The 16,269-nt window shown below is 52.8% G+C and carries 11 protein-coding genes; 5 read left to right on the forward strand and 6 right to left on the reverse strand.

Annotated elements, in window-relative coordinates:
* Positions 1 to 187 precede the first annotated feature (187 nt).
* Genes fdnG through fdhE form a run of 4 tightly spaced genes read left to right on the forward strand, consistent with a single transcriptional unit; the run spans position 188 to position 5,635 of the window.
* Positions 188 to 3,205: a formate dehydrogenase-N subunit alpha gene (gene fdnG, locus E1N14_RS03470; RefSeq protein WP_081782968.1), complete on the forward strand. Its 3,018-nt coding sequence runs from the start codon at positions 188 to 190 to the stop codon at positions 3,203 to 3,205.
* A 2-nt stretch (positions 3,206 to 3,207) separates the two neighbouring features.
* On the forward strand, positions 3,208 to 4,113 hold the full coding sequence (gene fdxH / locus E1N14_RS03475; protein ID WP_025011285.1) for a formate dehydrogenase subunit beta: 906 nt from the start codon (positions 3,208 to 3,210) through the stop codon (positions 4,111 to 4,113).
* Positions 4,110 to 4,733, forward strand: a complete 624-nt coding sequence (locus tag E1N14_RS03480) for a formate dehydrogenase subunit gamma (protein WP_062793736.1) — start codon at positions 4,110 to 4,112, stop codon at positions 4,731 to 4,733. The genes fdxH and E1N14_RS03480 overlap by 4 nt, the downstream gene beginning before the upstream one ends.
* A 2-nt stretch (positions 4,734 to 4,735) precedes the next feature.
* Positions 4,736 to 5,635 carry a formate dehydrogenase accessory protein FdhE gene (gene fdhE / locus E1N14_RS03485; RefSeq protein WP_025011284.1) on the forward strand — a complete coding sequence of 300 codons (900 nt, stop codon included), beginning with the start codon at positions 4,736 to 4,738 and terminating at the stop codon, positions 5,633 to 5,635.
* Between the two features lie 127 nt (positions 5,636 to 5,762).
* On the opposite strand, the gene E1N14_RS03490 is transcribed toward fdhE, so the two are convergent.
* The 4 genes from E1N14_RS03490 to E1N14_RS03505 all read right to left on the reverse strand — a co-directional run bounded on the left by E1N14_RS03490 (position 5,763) and on the right by E1N14_RS03505 (position 12,008).
* Entirely contained in the window at positions 5,763 to 6,308 is a 546-nt protein-coding gene (locus E1N14_RS03490) for a hypothetical protein (protein WP_025011283.1), read from the reverse strand.
* Positions 6,309 to 6,347: 39 nt separating this feature from the next.
* A complete protein-coding gene (locus tag E1N14_RS03495) occupies positions 6,348 to 7,175 on the reverse strand; it encodes a hypothetical protein (protein WP_025011282.1) in 828 nt (275 codons plus the stop codon).
* 1 nt (position 7,176) lies between these two features.
* Positions 7,177 to 11,400, reverse strand: coding sequence for an ankyrin repeat domain-containing protein (locus tag E1N14_RS03500; protein ID WP_062793735.1), 4,224 nt, complete (start codon positions 11,398 to 11,400; stop codon positions 7,177 to 7,179).
* 143 nt (positions 11,401 to 11,543) lie between these two features.
* Complete coding sequence (locus tag E1N14_RS03505; protein WP_025011278.1) at positions 11,544 to 12,008, reverse strand: hypothetical protein; 465 nt, start codon at positions 12,006 to 12,008, stop codon at positions 11,544 to 11,546.
* Between the two features lie 282 nt (positions 12,009 to 12,290).
* Here E1N14_RS03505 and E1N14_RS03510 point away from each other — a divergent pair, with 282 nt between their 5' ends.
* A complete protein-coding gene (locus E1N14_RS03510; protein ID WP_152134857.1) occupies positions 12,291 to 13,778 on the forward strand; it encodes a DUF6892 domain-containing protein in 1,488 nt (495 codons plus the stop codon).
* Positions 13,779 to 13,835: 57 nt separating this feature from the next.
* Here the strand turns inward: E1N14_RS03510 and mgtE are convergent, their stop codons facing one another.
* Positions 13,836 to 15,191, reverse strand: coding sequence for a magnesium transporter (gene mgtE / locus E1N14_RS03515; RefSeq protein ID WP_025011275.1), 1,356 nt, complete (start codon positions 15,189 to 15,191; stop codon positions 13,836 to 13,838).
* A 22-nt stretch (positions 15,192 to 15,213) separates the two neighbouring features.
* Positions 15,214 to 15,870, reverse strand: a complete 657-nt coding sequence (locus E1N14_RS03520) for a hypothetical protein (RefSeq protein WP_025011274.1) — start codon at positions 15,868 to 15,870, stop codon at positions 15,214 to 15,216.
* Positions 15,871 to 16,269: the final 399 nt, after the last annotated feature.

Genomic DNA, 16,269 nt, shown 5'->3' on the forward strand with positions numbered 1-16,269 from the left:
ATAAATTAATTTTGGTTTTAATTTCTGTGGCTGTGATAGTGTGTTGCTGATCACATGTCTGTATTTGTTATTTATTGTCATTTATTAGAATGCTCCTGCTGTGAGTAAGGACTTTACCTGACTCGAGTCTGTGGCACCCATGCCGCAGTTGGAAATTGCACATAACAAGAGAGTGTGTGAAATGACAATGAACAGACGACAGTTTTTCAAACTCTGTGCTGCCGGAGCTGCAACATCTGCAATCTCTGCACTGGGATTGATGTCTGAAAAGGCATTTGCTGCGGTCAGACAATTCAAACTGCTCAGGGCGAAAGAGACGCGCAATAACTGCTGCTATTGTTCAGTAGGTTGTGGCTTATTGATGTACAGCCAAAGCAGTAATGGCAAGAATGCCGAGCAGCACATCTTCCACATCGAAGGTGATGCCGATAACCCAATCAATCGCGGTGCCTTGTGTCCCAAGGGGGCCGGGTTGGTGGATTACGTGAACAGTCCTCATCGACTGAAATACCCTGAAGTCAGGGCTCCCGGCAGTGATAAATGGCAACGTATCAGTTGGGAGGAAGCGTTTAAACGCATCGCTCGCTTGGTCAAGGATGAGCGTGACGCGAACCTGGTTGAGAAAAACGCCAAGGGCCAAACTGTAAACCGTTTGACCAGTCTGGGGATGATGACCTCGTCGGCACAGGCCAACGAAGGTTGCTTCATGACCCATAAATTTGGTCGTGCCATAGGCATGCTGGGCCTGGATAACATTGCCAGGGTATGCCATGCGCCGACACCGGCCGCCATGGCACCGACCTTTGGCCGCGGAGCCATGACCAACCACTGGGCCGATATGAAAAATACCGATCTGGCGATTGTCATGGGGGGAAATGCGGCTGAAGCACACCCGGTTGGCTTTGGTTGGGTAACCGAGGCGATGGAGCACAATAATGCGCGCTTGATTGTGGTGGACCCTCGCTTTAACCGCAGTGCTGCTGTGGCCGATACCTATGCTCCATTGCGATCAGGTACAGACATCACCTTCTTGCTCGGGGTCATCCGTTATCTGCTCAGCACCAATCAAATCAACCTTGAGTATGTTAAAGCCTATACCAATGCCCCGTTTATCGTGCGTGAAGACTTTGACTTCAACGAGGGGCTATTCAGTGGTTTTGATGAAACGGCCAACACCTATGACAAGTCTTCCTGGTTCTATGAATTGGATGATGAAGGCTACGCTAAAGTCGATCCAAGCATGCAGCATCCCCGCTGTGTGTTGAACATGTTGAAAAAGCACGTTGAACGCTACGACCCGGATACGGTTTCGAGTATCACAGGTACCCCCAAAGAAGCCTATTTGGATGTATGCAAACAGCTTGGGGCTACCCATGTCGACAACAAAGCGGCCACCTTCCTGTATGCGCTGGGCTGGACGCAACACAGTGTCGGCGCGCAGAACATTCGTACCATGGCGATGATCCAGTTGCTGTTGGGTAACATGGGGATCATGGGCGGTGGGGTCAATGCGCTGCGTGGTCACTCAAACGTGCAGGGGGCTACTGACTTGGCGTTGTTGTGCCAAGGTCTGCCTGGTTATCTGAAACTGCCACAGGATCAGGATATTAATCTTGAAGCCTACTTGAACCATTACACGCCCAAACCGCTGCGTCCCAATTCAACCAATTACTGGCATAACTACCCGGCCTTTACTGTGTCGCTGCTGAAATCTTTCTACGGCGATTACGCCACGGCTGAAAACGATTACGGCTATGACTGGTTGCCCAAATGGGATCAACAGTACGATATCAACAAACAGATAGACATGATGGTTCACGGTGAAGTGAATGGATACTTTATTCAAGGTATCAATACCCTGAACTCTCAACCAGATAAACAGAAAGTATCCAAAGGTTTATCAAACCTGAAGTTTCTGGTCATTCTGGATGCCTTGGCGAATGAAACTTCAAGTTTCTGGCGTAATGCGGGGCAGTTCAACGATGTTGATACCGCAAATATTCAAACCGAAGTATTCCGTCTGCCAACCACCTGTTTTGCCGAAGAAAGCGGCTCTATTGCCAATTCCAGCCGTTGGCTGCAATGGCACTTTAAAGGTGCCAATCCACCGGGAGAAGCCCTGTCGGATCCTGCCATTCTCTCCGGCATCATGCTGGAACTGAAACGCTTGTATCGTGAAGAAGGCGGCCGTTTGCCAGAGCCTATAGCAGCAATCAAATGGGATTATGCCATCGAACATGAGCCAAGTTCGGAAGAGCTGGCGAAAGAGATGAACGGCTACGATCTTAAAACCGGCAAGCTGCTGAACAGCTTCACTGAATTGAAAGCCGACGGCTCAACGTCCTGCGGTATCTGGATCTACTCAGGTCAGTGGACAGAGCAGGGCAACATGATGGCCCGCCGCGACAACAGTGACCCATCGGGTAAGGGGATAACGCCCAACTGGTCATTTGCATGGCCTGCCAACCGCCGCATTCTGTACAACCGTGCTTCATGCGATGTGCAAGGAAAGCCAAGGGATCCCAGCCGCGTATTGCTCGAGTACAAAGACGGTAAGTGGCAAGGCATAGATGTGCCTGACTTCAATTCCAAGTTGAATGCTCAGGATTCGGCACACCCATTCATCATGCAGGCCGATGGGGTGGGGCATTTGTTTGCACTGCGCGATTTGAAAGATGGTCCTTTCCCTGAACACTACGAACCCTTTGAATCACCGCTGGCGAGCAACCCCTTGCATCCCAAGGTCACCAACAACCCAGTGGCCCGTATGTTCCAGGGAATGCGTGAAACCTTCGGGACCAATGAAGAGTTCCCATATGTAGGCACAACCTACTCAATGACAGAGCACTTCAACAACTGGACGACTCACTGCCGTTTGGCGGCCATTACCCAGCCACAACACTTTATCGAAATCGATGAAACCCTGGCGGCTCAGAAGGGCATTGCCAATGGGGATTGGGTGAAAGTGACCTCCAAACGATCCCATATCATCACCAAGGCTTATGTGACCAAGCGTCTGCAACCCATGATGGTACAAGGTAAAGCTGTGCACACCATAGGTATTCCACGCCATGGCAGTTATGAAGCGCTGACGCAAAAGAGCTATATCGTCAATGAGCTGACTTCTGCAGTGGGGGATGCCAATACGCAAACTCCTGAATATAAAGCATTCCTTGTGAATATTTCTAAAGCGGAGGGCTTTTGATTATGGCTTCTCAGGATATTATTCGCCGCTCGGGTACCGCAGATATCACTCCGGCCGCTCATGGCCGCATCGGTGCAGTACAACAAGTGACCAAGCTGTTTGACGCGACCAAATGTACCGGCTGTAAGGCTTGTCAGGTTGCCTGTTCAGAGTGGAACGACCTGCGTGAAGACGTTGGTACTTTCCAGGGCAGTTACCAGAATCCTATGACTCTGTCTCCGGATAGCTGGAACATAATGCAATATCACGAAGTTGTGGATGACAACCAACTGCGTTGGCAGTTTACCCATACCGCCTGTATGCATTGTGCCGACCCGGCTTGTTTGAAAGCTTGCTCAACCGCCGGGGCCATAGTGCAACACGCCAACGGCACTGTGGACTTTGATTCTGACAAGTGTATCGGCTGTGGTTATTGTGCCAGCGCTTGTCCATTCAATGTGCCCAAAGTGAGCGCAAAGGATAACAAGGCCTATAAGTGTACTCTGTGTTCAGACCGGCTCGCCGTGGGTTTGGAGCCGTCATGCGTGAAGACCTGTACCACAGGGGCTCTGCGATTTGGAACCCGCGAAGACATGTTGTTCTACGCAGAAAAGCGGGTCGCACAGTTGAAAGAGCGGGGTTATGCCAACGCCGGCCTGTACAACCCTGAAGGGGTTGGCGGCAGTCACTACATGATGATTCTGCACAATATCAATAAGCCGGAAACCTATGGCATGCCGATAGAACCCCGGGTACCGATTGCAACCGAAATCCGCCAGGACTGGTTGAAGCCTTTGGGCGCTGCCGGCCTGTTGGCCACAGCGGGTATTGCCTTGCTGCACAGGATTACCGTGGGTCGCAATATCGTTGAGGAAGATCAGCCCGGATATGCAGAGCCTGTCACCGAAGCAGAGGAGGAAAAACAATGAGTAACCAGCCGATGATTGTTCGTCATAAGCTCATTGACCGGATCTGCCATTGGGTCATTGTCTTTGTGGGCCTGGTCACCTTCCTGACCGGGTTTGCCTTCTTCTTTCCATCGTTTCAGTGGCTGAGTGGCATAGTGGGTACGCCACAACTGGCGAAAGTGATGCATCCCTTCTTTGGCATAGCTATGTGTGTGCTGCTGGCAGTGATGCTGCTGCGCTACTACAACCACAACAAATGGAACCGGTATGATCTGCCGTGGATGAAGGCCATTGTGTGGGTTTTGCTTCAGAAAGAGGAAAACATTCCTCCAGTTGGTCATTACAACCCTGGCCAAAAGATGTTGTTCCGCTCGTTTGTGGTTTTCGTGTTGGCGTTTATCGTCACCGGTTTCATGATGTGGCAGCCCTACTTTGCTCCTATGTTCTCTGCCGAAGCGGTGAACTGGGCCACCTTGATCCACTCGGCCTGCGGCATCCTGATGCTTATAGCCTTGGTGGTGCATGTATGGATGGCTTGTTGGATTGAAGGTTCTATCACTGGCATGTTGTACGGCAAAGTGTCGAAGGCCTGGGCCTGCAAACACCATCCGGCCATGTTGAACGAACACGAGGATAACTGACCATGAGTCTTGCCGGCGAGATCCCATCAAGTTTTACCGACAGCTCCCCTTTGGCTTTGAAAGTGCTGATCACGGCCGATCCCAAAGAGGTTTACCTACGCCGCGCGGAGCGCTTGGCCGAGCTTGCCAAGGATTCTTCGCTGGAAGATTATTTGGCGCTGTGTCGCTCCATGGTGTTGGTGCAGCATAAACTATGCGACACCCTAATGGGGCCGGCACCGGATATCGACACCGGCGCCACCATGCCACTGCGCGGGATCCAGAAAAATGGCTACTGGATAGCACTGTTGCAACAACTGCTCAGTGAACTGCTGGATACTGTGCCTGCCAATGTGGCGCAAGTGATACGGCAGTTGATGCGTCAAACACCCGAGCAACTGCAACAGTGGGCGGGCAGCCTGTTGGATGGCCGATTCAGCCAGGTACCGGCAGAATACCGCTTGTTTTTGTGGGCTGCGTTATCTGTTTATTGGAGTCATTGGGCAGCGGCCGTAGCCAGCCGTATGGATACCACTGAGATTAAACAGCAATCCATGTGTCCTGTGTGTGGCAGTCATCCGGTAGCCAGTGTGGTGGTTGATAAACCCCGTGAAGGCCTGCGTTATTTGCACTGCAGTTTGTGTGAAACACAATGGCATTTTATTCGGGCGCATTGCAGCAGTTGCAATCAAGCAAAAGAGGTGAGTTTGTGGTCGTTTGACAAATATCAGACGCCGGTTCGCATTGAAAGCTGCGATGATTGCCACGGCTACAGCAAGATGCTGTTTATGAACCTAGATCCCAGGATGGATGTGGTTGCGGACGATATTGCCTCTATGGCTTTGGATGCCAAGTTAAACGCAAAAGGCTTTCATGCTTCTACGGTAAATCCGTTTTTGCTGGCAGATGAGCTCTCTGATTAGTTTGGTTATTGGTGTGAATGGCTAAAAACGCGAACTAAGCTCATAGCAACAAGGACGGCTCAGGGCTGTCCTTGTTTTTTAGTTCTTGCTCTTTGACGCCTGCTGGCTCAGAAGGTTGTTTTCCTGCTCAGGGATGCTGCCGATGGAATTGATATCTGGCCTGATGGAACTCATCCGGGCTGTCCGGCGCTTCGCTCTCGCAATAGTCGCTCAAGTGGGCTTGGCTCAGTTGCCATCCTGCCCGCTCGGCGATTTCCCGCAGTTCATCCAAGAGTGCTTCTTCCATGTCGAAATGCAATGCCTGCAGCATACTCGTGCCCCAGAGGCTGAAGCAGCCGTCATTGCTGTATTTGACCAGCGGGCTCTCGGCTATCGGGCGCTTGGCTTCACCGCGCCAGTAACCCAGGTACTCACCATCGGGCAGTTCGGCCACAAAGGCGATGTGCTTGCAGGTATCACTTATGGCTTTAACGTTGGCGGCTATTTCGGGGTCGGCCCAGTCATCTTCATTCAGGTAACTGGTATCCTCCCACGGCGCCCAATCTTCATCTTCAGGAAAGCGGACGAACAGCTCGCTTTCAAGCCAGTCTCGGCAATGTTTAAGCAGGAAGGCCAAATCTTCGGGGCAAGCTTCATTGCCCAGTCTGTGACTGGATATAAAGGTTGTAGGCATAGGTCCCTCTTGGTTGGTGTAAGTTATTGATGGTCAAATTCAATTTTCTTGGCGGTTTTGCGGCAGTGGCCTGAAGACCAGAGAGGGAAAGGCCCGGCTCAGAAGCTCGCTGTCCAAAGACAGCGTTTGGGGCACTATTCCCTGTGTTTCCGGCTGCAGCTTGCCAAACTTCCTTGGTCGATAAATTTTGAGGCAAGCCCGCGCCTCAAACAGTTGATATGGCGCCAGAGCCGAATTTAATTTGCGCTCCTTGAGGCCCAATTTGAGGCGGACATTGTCCCCGAGCCGCTCAGGCAGCAAGGTCGGCGCCAACTCGCTTGCCAAGTTGGCTTGCCGCTCCTTGGGTATCAAATAAGCACAGCAATCTGGGTTATCCAGCAGTAGACGGGTCAAGCGTTGCAGCCAAGGTGTCAGGGTCTCGCTCCCTTCCGGTGGCATCACCAGCAAGAGTTGCTGCTGGTGGAGCTCGTTGGCGCGAAGATGACGAAACAGCCACAGTGGGCCGCCGAGCAGATCGGACAGCTCTTTGAGCCTCGCCCGCTCGGCTTGGGCCTGCTGCCGCTGTTTTGCCCGCGCCTGCGACAAGCGCTCAACCGATATCTCTTCGCGTTTAAGCTGGTACAGATTCAGGTATTCACCCAGAGTTTGGCTGTAGAGCTCCAGATTGTAGCGCCCCTTACGGGGCACCAACTCGCCGCCGACAGAAAAGGGGCGGCAGTCACTCACTCTGAGGTCGGCGCCGAAATGGCGCCGACAAATCCAGGTGGCTTTGAGCCCTGCCAGTTTGGCCGGCAAGTAGTAGCGTGCAACTACCGGTAGGCTAAGCAACATCAGCAGGGCATACAGCAGCCAGTTGATGGCCTTCAAGTCAGGCCTCGGTCGGTAGATGCTGGCGTACGGCCATTACCTGTTGCATGAAGCTCTGCTCTGTGTGGAACAGTTGCCGCAGCAGTTGACGGAAGTTTTTCACCAGCTCATGTTTGACCCCGGGTTCATCCTCAAGCACCACCCGGAAGTAGTTGCCTATGGCCTCAAAGGAGATGAGATCTGTCTGTTCGCCAAATTGGCTTTGGCAGATGGCCTGGATGATCCTGCTCCAGTCTTCGGCGTTCATCTCCAGTGGCAGCAGGCTTTGCACGCTGGCGGCCAGCTGTTTCATAGTGGTCGAGTCCAGCTTGAAGATCACGTTGACAAAACCGAAGTTGGCCATGATCTGGTACAGATCGCGAAGATCCAATGGTACGGCCTCATCAGGGGCTTGTGCAGAATCTTCTGTGGTCTTGTCCTCGGCTGAAGTTGCGGCGCTGGCGGCTTGCCATTCAATCTCATGCTGTACTTCCTCGAGGGCGCCCAGCACAGCTCTCGGGGTGGCAAACAGTTCACGGAACAACTGCCCCAAGGCCTGCATCTGAGTCAGGCTTGATACCTTGGCGGGCTCTACCTCGAAGACACATAGACCTTCATCATCCTTGGCCTGCAGCGCTTGCGCCAGCTCAGGTGCTCTTTGATTGAACACGGCACAGATAAAGCGTTGCCAGTTGACGGGGTTATTCATATTGGCACCAGGGCACTGGGCCTCTATGGCCGCGCCCAGGGCGCGGGTTTCCTCAAATGCCAGATCCAGACTAACGCTGATACCCTGCAAGGTAACCGATTGGCGGATGATGCGACGGAATTTGAGCCGGGTTTCGTTATCTTTAAAGGTAACACTTGGCTCAATTTCGGCGCCCGGCGCCTGAGGTGTTTGAGATGGCTGTGGTTTTGGCTGCTGAAGCTCCGCCAGTTTGGCCGCTGCCTGCGCCGGGCAAACCGGTGGCCGCATGGCTTCAAGGTCTGCAATTGCCGAGACTATGACGTCATCACCATAGTAACGGGCAATTATTTGCAGATATTGTCTGGCCTTTTCACCATGCATCAACAGAAAGCCCAATGGATTCATGCCATCGGCATCCGGGGTTTGCGGTTTGACAAAGCCTATGCTGCCCGAGGATTCTGACTTGAGATTCGGATCCAGCATCCAGGGATCGGCCCCCAGTTCCAGCAAACACTCGAAGATCCCGGGGCGATCGGCGAAGGCGGCCTCGAGCAAGGGATGGCTGCGCCCGGGCGTCAGTTGATTGATCTTGGCTCCCTGTTGCACCAGTTGAGTGACCAGCCCCTTCTTGCTGGCTTCGACAGAAGAGTGGGCATCGTAACAGTACTGGCTGGTGATGGCCGCCAGCAGTGGGGTGTCGCCCAAAGGCGAGACAGCATTGATATTGGCCCCGCGGCTCAACAAAAGGTCGATACAGGATTGAATACCAAAGGTGCAGGCCGTCATCAGCGGCGTTGCCCTGGAGTCGGGATCCGGATCCAGTACCTCTATGTCCATTCCGAGATCCAACAGGGCAGCCACAGTCTTGGCGCGATCGATTGGATTGATGTCCGAATAGTTGGACAAACATTTGTGCATGGCATTGGAATGATCGAAGCCGCCGACATGATGAATGTCAGCACCGTGCTCGGCAAACCAGCGCAGCAGTTCCGGGCGTCCCGGCATGGCGGCGGCAAAGATCAGGTTATTGCCCAGATTGTTGACTTCATGGATGTTGAATCCGGTTCTTTGCCACAGATAGCGGACAAACTTGAGACTGGTTTCTTCGTTGATAATAGAATGATATCTCTGAACCGTGCTCATCACCCCGGATTCGTGGAACTGTCCCACGGGCACTGTCGGGTCGACACCATAGTCGATCAGCAGATCAAACATGGGGCGGCAGTATTCAAAGTCGTTTTCCGCATCGTAGAGAATGCAGGAGAAAATATGGGTGATATCCGGTTTGGTTGGCGTGCGCTCCACATCCAGGGAGTAGGGCTGATCCACAGCGGCTCCCGCCTCCAGCAGAATTTCCACCGCACTGAGATAGAGTTGTTTGTGTTGTTTGAGCTTGGCGTAGCGAAAACAGAGGAAATACAACAGGCTCCAACGACAGGCATCATTGCCATCCAAACAGAGGCGATCCAGATCCTGTTCGCGCTCTATCAGAAGCCGGAATAGTTCCAGGCCGTCCTCTTCAAGCTCCCACAGTACATCTTCGGTCAGCCAACGTACCTCGGTCCAGGCGCGCATAGTCGGGAAACGTTGCAACAGATATTGCGCCAAAGACCAGCGTTTCTTATGCAGTGCCAGGGTAATTGCCGTTGCCGGGGCTTTGTGGTTGCCGGAGAAGCTCTGATGCACATCGGCCAGTTCAAAATCCGGGAACAGGGCAACGATATCGCCCACAAGTTGTGGACTTTGCAGTGAGTGTATCGCCCAGGCGACCGCATCGGCCGGGATCTGGAATTGCTGTCTCAGCTGCAACAGGCGCCGTATTACAGGCTCGTTGCGGGTGCGTATCGCCAGCTCCAGCAGTGAACCTCCGTCATATTGCCGTTGCAGATCCAATCCCAGACGCAGCAAGAGTTCAAAAATGGCTTCGCGATCCTGAGAGGTTTCCTCGGGTTTGTTGGCGAAACAGTGGAAATAACCTGAGACCATCTCCTCTGTGACTTCAACCTGGGTATCACTCAAGGCAATTAAGGTTTCCAGCGTGGCCAGGTCACTGCAGTATTCGAACGCCCAGTTAAGGGTATTTGGGCTCAAGGGCGGCTGGAAACCTTCGCCCAGCATCTGCTGCACAAACTCATGATCTCTGCGAAGCAAGGCGATATCCAGAGCGGTCCATGCGGAATCTGTCTGTAGCAGGCTGCTGAGCCCTGCCTCCTGCAGCATGCTGAACATGGCACGCTTTTGCGCCGGGTTGGGCTTAACCCTGAGATGGCTTGGATAGAAATGGCTTACCCACATTTCATCATCCATACGGCAGTTTTCATTCACCGGCTCGCCGCGCAGAGCAAAGTTGGGGTTGATGCCACCTTGCAACAATACCTTGAGCAGTTCGAGCCTGGCCTGGCTGATAGTCAGAAACAGGGCACTGCGATTCTCAACGGGATCCACGGCGCCGTGGCGCAGCAACAGGGCGACTTCATCCAGTCTGTCCTGCTCCATGGAACACAAGGCATAAAGAGGCGTGCAGAAGAGTTCGGTGCCACCGGCCGTGCTGAAAGCGAATGCCTGGTTGACATCGGCTCCCTTGGCAATGGCCAACTCGGCAAATCGGCAGCGTTGGCTGGATGACAGGTTGGTGTGACACAGGATAGGGCCGATAACCGACTTGCCAGTGAAATCTGCTTGGGTTGTCAGATAACGCTCAACCTCGGCGGCATCGGCAGAAAACAGATCCAGGCTGTCATCCAGTACCAGACGGGACTGCAGCTTCTCCTTGTTCAGCAGCATGCGCGCCACTTCCGGCTGATGGTGGCTGATATCCGCTCCCAGTTCTACCAGGCGAGTCAACAATAGGCGTTGACCATTCTTTATCGTCATCGCCAGCAAGGTGTTACCAGAGTAACGTCGCTCTAAGTCACAGTCGTATTGCTGTTCGATCAACATATTGAAAATGGAGAGTATTTTCAGTTCTGGCATGGGAGAGTTGAACAGCTGAAACAGCAGTGAATCACAATATTCGCGCTCTTCACTGCCTTGATATTCAATGCCGTGAGACAGCAGTAACTGCACAGTTTGTTGCTCCAGCGCCGAGTTACGACTGAAGCAGTGCCAGAAGAAACATTCATCATCCAAAAGCGGCAGTTGCTGTTCCAACACCGCCTTGACCATACGATAGTCACCGCGGCAGGTGGCCAATGACAAGAGGTTAAATTCACCCTGCCACAGGATATTGAGATTAACCTCTTGCTCGCTGAGCATCTGCACCATCTCTGCCGAGCGCAGCGCTCGTTGCAGCAGATGATTGGGTTTACGCTCTTTATCCAACAAGTGACGAATACCGGCGCCCAGTTTTAATAGGTGCTGGACGACTCTGTCAAACTTGGGATCGGCCTGTTCCAGCACAAAGTCCAGTGGCCTGCATTGGCGAAGTCCGTCCTGAACCAGGCTGTGATCGACATTGTCTGTGCTGACAATTTGGCTGATAGCCACCAGATCCTGGTTGAGAATGTGATCCTTGAGCGCACCGCCTAAGCTGCGGCTGTCTTCCGTGAAATGTTCCATTGATTAGTCTCTTGATGTTGTAACTGCATCACCGCCTTGCGGGCGTGATTACACTAAAGGGTCTAAGTCCATTGATAAACCGGACAAAAGGGACAACAAGTGTGAGAGATTGCCCCTAGCATTAGCGCCATTTGGAGTCGTCTTTACTTTATGAACCTGGGGCTGTTATCACCGAAATCCATGATGGCCAGCTCGCTTTGGTTTGCTGCGCCGTCAATGATTCGTTTGACCAGTGACAAACAGTCGCGAAAGCTCTGCTCTGCTTGGCCCAGACAGTTGTGGTGCACTATGGCACCGTGGCTGAGTATGCCAAGGGCTGTGAGCCGGGTCTGAAACTCCCGGGCAAATGCCTGTATCTGCCCGGCTTCATCGTCGCCGGATAAATACTCAAGCGCTAAGAAAAGCATTGAATCGCTGAGCTTTTCGACACATTCGGCGTCGAGCTCAAATTCAGTAATGAGTGTATTGAGTATCTCGATTGACGCGGCCACCTCAGTATTCAGCTGGATAATCAGCATATAAGGAGCGTCATAGTCGTCGAGTCGATTGAGATAGCGTTGTACTTTGTCGGTGGGTTGGGCGCTTTGCCACTGTGCAATACCTTGCATATGTTTCCCTGTCATGGCGGCCTAGAGGCCTGTCCTGTGATTTATCCCGCTGAGCCTGCCTGGGTTGGGCTTGTCAGCGAAATGGCAGCTGGGGATTATCCCACTCTCTTGCTTTACTGCAAAGTTTGCAAAGGTAAATCTTTGAGGTTGCCCATTGTTTACTCGATTTCCTCTGAAGCAGAGTTTTCCGGTAACATCTCGCAGTGACAGAGCCTGCCGATGCAGGCATCTGTGCAGTTATTTCGTCTTTTTCACACGAGTATGGGAGGTAGTGTGGTGCGCATGGAAGCAATAGAGGAAGGTTTCAAGTTAGTGGCCGAGGCCAAGTTCCGTAACAAGTCTGCTCTGGATAGAGCCAGAAAAATCTGGTCGGGGAACAATGTGAAGCTTTGCCTGGATAAGTTTGTTTTTCTATTGAAAACGACTGATTGGAGCAATCAAGCTGAAGCCGAATTGTGTGCCAAGGTTGCCGTTGCCCTGTGCTCATCAAAAATATCCATTGCTTCAAGCATCATCTCTGCCAAATCCCCCGAGATTATCGCCGTTACCAATACTCTCCTGGACCGAGGGGAGTGTGAGCTTATCGCTGATCCCAAATCTAACTTCAGCTCGGTAGAGCTGGCCCTAACCCTGTGCCAGCTTTATTTCTATCATGGCTATGCTGACCCACAGACCCGCGCCTCGATAGCTCCGACTGTAGTAAAAATGCTGGAGTTGTACCCTAACCTTGATTGTTCCCTGGCGCTGGGGTGTATCTCCTGTCATCCGCAAGCCGAGAGCCTTTATGCGAGGGTGATATACGCCTGTATGCTCAATCGTGACATCTATAGACGTTGTCCTGCAATAGCCGATATTGCCAGAGATATGCTGGCGGCCGGTGAATACAAAGGCTTTTTGTATAAGCACTCTTTGAAAGTCTTTGAGAAAGTTATCTCCTTCAAAGAGAGCTGGGATGCATCTGAACTCGGCTATCTTATTGAACGTTTGCTCATTGAGCCTCTTGATGTGGAAATGCGCAGCCAGGCAGAGCTAATTGAATTGAATCATAGACTTGCCAAGGTGTTAAAGAACAAGTCGGATCAAAAATATTATAAGCAACAGGCCGAGTATATTGAGCATCATTATCCGGAGTTTATTAGCCTCAATCGCCAGGAGGCAGCTCGCAAGTTGGCTGTGTCCCGGAAGTTTTATGATTTTGCTTGCCGCGTTGCCGGGCAATATGCTGCCATCAATGACAAGGCCAGACAGCTGTCTGAGCTACTGCTCGAGGCCAATCGCTTTGCCAAAGGCCCGAAAAAGTTTGCCCCCGCGTCAACTGCGGTGAATAGTTTTAAAGATTTCGGGTTGAAGTTGCTGGTTATTGAAGAACTTATGTATAGACAAGACTCGCTTTCGCCCAAGTTTTCATTGGCGGAGTTTGCCGCAGAGTATTGTGGTGGCGAAATTGAGCGCAATGATGCCGGGGAGATACCACAGGTGATAGATTTTTATCAGGCGCTGGATATTGCCGATACGGAACTGGCAAAGGTAACCGAGCTCTATCAGGACGATGGTTTATCCGGTGGGGCTGAGGTCTATTACAATATCAATCCTTATTGGGATCCCGGATGCGGCGACAGCATATTGGCGGTGAAGGATATCGCGGCTGAAGACTTAAGCCTGCTTCCCAATCTTAAATTGATCACCACCACTGACCTTAACAACCTGAGCGCAGGTTTTATTGCGGCAGCCGAAAAACGCGGCGTTAAGGTTATCGAAGAGGGGGATTAAGCCGTTTTGGGATGGCACAACCTGGCTTGGTTTCAGCATAGGTTGTGCCAAGGCCAATTAACCACTGACAGGCGGAAAATCCAAAATAGCGGTGGCGACATTGAAGTAGACGATGACACCTATGATATCGGCTATCGAAGTCACCAGCGGCGCGCTGGCCGAGGCCGGATCCAACTTGAGCTTGCTCAGCAAGAAGGGCAGGGACATGCCTATCAGGCTGCCGATAATCACCACAAGCTGCATGGTCAGGGCGACCACCAGGGCGATATCACCGCCGCGCCAATAACCCAGGGTAAATACCGCAATGGCCATGGTGGCACCCAGCAAGCCGGCTACAAACAGCTCTTTGGCCAGTAGCGACAGCCAGTCTTTGAGGACGACCTCCCCGGTGGCCAGCGCCCTGACCATCAAGGTGGCAGACTGCGAACCGGCGTTGCCACTGCTGCCGATGAGCAGTGGCAAGAAGAACACCAGGGCAACATAGGCTGTGATGGTATCTTCAAAGTAGGCGATCCCTGTGCCGGAAAACACATTGCCGAACACCAGCAACACCAGCCAAAAGACTCGCTTACGATAGAGCATGCCAATGCTGGCTTCCTTGAAAGAGCATGCCAACTGCCCCACGGCGCCGTGTTTGCTGAATTCGGCATCGGCCTGGGCACTGGCCACATCCATGGCATCATCATAAGTGACTATGCCGACCAGTTGGTCGTTGCCGTTGACCACGGGCAGCGCCAGCAGATCATAGTGGGCTATCATCTGCGCCGCTTCTTCTTTGAAGGCTTCCGCTTCTATGGCTATGGTCTGCTCTTTCATAAAGTCTCTCACCAACGCCTTGGGCGGCGCGATGATGAGCTGACGCAGCGACACATTGCCTATCAGGCGTCCGCGCTCATCCACCACATAGGTCTGGTAGATGGTTTCCAGATCCGCTGCCACTTTCCTCAGGCTGTCTATGGCCTCTTCTGCGGTTTGATTGACCCGCAGCAGGGCATAGTCAGAGGTCATAATGGAGCCGACCTTGGAGTCATCATAGGCCGCCAGGGTACGCATGTCCTCGCGCTCCGCCTTGGCCAGTGTCGGCAGCAGCAGGGCCTGCTGCTCAATCTCCAACTCGTTGTAGAGGTCGGCGCGCTCGTCCGCCGCCATCTCCATGATAATTTTCCCAAGGGTTTGATGATCCAGTGCTTCCGCCAGCAGCTTTTGCTGCTGATGGGACAGATACCGCAGCAGCGCCGCCGCGGTTTTGGGCTGGCACAGGGTCAGTATTGAGGCGGTTTGCTGGCTGTCGAAGGCCGGCAGCACGGCGGCTATGTCCGCCGGGTGCAGCTCGGATGCCAGCATCTGCATCGCCTTGGCGTCTTTGTTGGCCAGAATAAGGTGCAGGTTGAGTATGATGTTGTTGCTGTTCATAGGTCATTCTCCCAATGAGCTATCAAGAAAAGAAAAATTGTATGCCGGCGCCAAACTGGCGGGCGCCACCGCCATACTGATTGCCATAACCCAATTGCCACTGCCAATGGGCGTTGGGCTGGTTTTGCCAGAGTAGCTGGTAGCCATAGTCGCCTTGGCCCAGATACTGGTTTTCAAACAGCAGGGTTTGCTGCTGAACTTTGAAGCCGGCTCCCAGGCCAAAAATCATTGTCGGGCCTTCACCCGACTCCAGGCTCAGCCCCAAGTTGTTGCGTACAAAGAAGCCTTGGGTGGCAATCGGCAGATCGGTACTGACCAGGGCGTGACCCTGCCAGCCATCTCTGTGATGACGCCCCAGCTCCAGAGCCAGAGCCTGAACCTGAGATAAGCCGTTTGTGGCCAGTGGTTGTTTGTAGCCGAGTTGCCAGCCGCGGCTCTCATGCCTGTCCCAGGGGGCATCCCGGTTGTCTGTTTGCAGTTCCAGCGCCAACTCGCCGCCAAAGACGGCTTGGTTGAGCCCCAGGGCAAAGCCGTTGTTGCCCGCTTGTCGTTGCCAGTCGACAGCGAGCTCTGTGGCAGCGGCAATATCGGGATCTTCCAGTAACTGAATGCCGGCATGCAGTTGTCCATGCCAGAGCAGGCCGCCCAGCAGCAGCGCATTGGTATATCTGAGTTTCATGCTTGTTCCTCCTGTGTGGGGGAACACTCAAGGTCGTAGATGGGGCAGCAAGGCTACCCGAAGCAAACCTGTGTCGTTGCAAGCGCATTAAGCTGACAGCCACAGGGGATCGCTGCGGTATGCTCGCGCATGCAAAGTTCAAAAGGTTTTTAATGGGGAGTAACGGAAAAGGGATTCTTTACTACGCTACTGCCAGGCCTGGCAGTAGTTTGCGAAGCTGCAGACTAGTGCCGGGCAAATAATCCTGTCTGACTGACAGGGCATCTACTGTCACCTATGTGTGTGTCCACAGTGGGTCTCCGTATGGTTAATTCAGCGGCGATTGTATGGTCGAAACCAAACAAGTCAAGCGGGAGATTGAAAAAGCCTGCCAAACTGGGTTTTTGAGTCACAAATAGC

This window comes from Shewanella algae (genome assembly GCF_009183365.2).
Taxonomy (GTDB): domain Bacteria; phylum Pseudomonadota; class Gammaproteobacteria; order Enterobacterales; family Shewanellaceae; genus Shewanella; species Shewanella algae.

What these genes read in the sequence shown, in the direction of transcription:
- mgtE (WP_025011275.1), bottom strand. Translation starts at nt 15,191, where the DNA reads ATGAACAGCAACAACATCATACTCAACCTGCACCTTATTCTGGCCAAC.
- E1N14_RS03490 (WP_025011283.1), bottom strand. Translation starts at nt 6,308, where the DNA reads ATGCCTACAACCTTTATATCCAGTCACAGACTGGGCAATGAAGCTTGC.
- E1N14_RS03480 (WP_062793736.1), top strand. Translation starts at nt 4,110, where the DNA reads ATGAGTAACCAGCCGATGATTGTTCGTCATAAGCTCATTGACCGGATC.
- E1N14_RS03505 (WP_025011278.1), bottom strand. Translation starts at nt 12,008, where the DNA reads ATGCAAGGTATTGCACAGTGGCAAAGCGCCCAACCCACCGACAAAGTA.
- E1N14_RS03500 (WP_062793735.1), bottom strand. Translation starts at nt 11,400, where the DNA reads ATGGAACATTTCACGGAAGACAGCCGCAGCTTAGGCGGTGCGCTCAAG.
- fdxH (WP_025011285.1), top strand. Translation starts at nt 3,208, where the DNA reads ATGGCTTCTCAGGATATTATTCGCCGCTCGGGTACCGCAGATATCACT.
- fdhE (WP_025011284.1), top strand. Translation starts at nt 4,736, where the DNA reads ATGAGTCTTGCCGGCGAGATCCCATCAAGTTTTACCGACAGCTCCCCT.
- fdnG (WP_081782968.1), top strand. Translation starts at nt 188, where the DNA reads ATGAACAGACGACAGTTTTTCAAACTCTGTGCTGCCGGAGCTGCAACA.
- E1N14_RS03510 (WP_152134857.1), top strand. Translation starts at nt 12,291, where the DNA reads ATGGAAGCAATAGAGGAAGGTTTCAAGTTAGTGGCCGAGGCCAAGTTC.
- E1N14_RS03520 (WP_025011274.1), bottom strand. Translation starts at nt 15,870, where the DNA reads ATGAAACTCAGATATACCAATGCGCTGCTGCTGGGCGGCCTGCTCTGG.